The sequence below is a fragment of the Clostridium sp. MCC353 genome (assembly GCF_018785315.1).
GTDB lineage: Bacteria > Bacillota > Clostridia > Lachnospirales > Lachnospiraceae > CHH4-2.
Genome location: NZ_WQPN01000126.1, coordinates 1 through 646, shown reverse-complemented (window position 1 = coordinate 646; position 646 = coordinate 1). Strand labels below are relative to the sequence as shown.

General features: G+C 41.8%; 1 protein-coding gene and 1 pseudogene. Both read left to right on the top strand.

Going from position 1 to position 646, the window contains the following annotated elements:
- Positions 1–384 (top strand): annotated as a pseudogene (locus GPL15_RS20065) (hypothetical protein); the annotation flags it as partial.
- A gap of 29 nt (positions 385–413) precedes the next feature.
- Positions 414–590 carry a hypothetical protein gene (locus GPL15_RS20060; RefSeq protein WP_215700451.1) on the top strand — a complete coding sequence of 59 codons (177 nt, stop codon included), beginning with the start codon at positions 414–416 and terminating at the stop codon, positions 588–590.
- The last annotated feature ends 56 nt before the right edge of the window (positions 591–646 follow it).

Sequence of the window (646 nt, the reverse complement as noted above, 5' to 3'; positions counted from 1 at the left end):
TTGGAAACTCATACTCCGGATTATCTGCTGAAACTGATCAGCACAATTGTGGCGGCATTTCTGCACCGGCTTAATGTGCCCAAAGACGAAGTAGCTGAATTTACTGATATGATTAAAGAAAGGCGGATCAGTATGTTATTTGATAGTTTTGAAGCGTATGATGTTCAGGAAACCAGAAGGCTGAGCTGTGAGGAAGGAATGCTGAAAGGAACGCGGGCATGCGTAATTGATCTTTTGCAGGAACTTGGTGAACTTCCGGAAGAACTGACTTCACGGATTGCTGGGGAGTCGGATATGAATGTTTTAAAATACTGGCATAAACTGGCTGCCAGAGCAAAAACTATTGATGAATTTGAACATCTTTTAACCGAAGAAAAGGTATAAGCAAGTTCGGCGGTTAACTCTCCCCGATCATGCTGATTAACAAACTGCGTAATTCAGAAGATTTTAAGAATCTGAATGGGATTCCGCCCGAGTATTTCGAACATTTGGAGACCCATACTCCGGATTATCTGCTGAAACTGATCAGCACAATTGTGGCAGCATTTCTGCACCGGCTGAACATTGGGGCTGTAAAAAAACAGTCCTAAAGAAAAATCGCTGAAGTCTTACGACTTCAGCGATTTTTTGGTATAATTAATTATGC

Excerpts from the sequence above, each read along its gene's own strand:
- GPL15_RS20060 (WP_215700451.1), top strand. The coding sequence starts at position 414 with ATGCTGATTAACAAACTGCGTAATTCAGAAGATTTTAAGAATCTGAAT.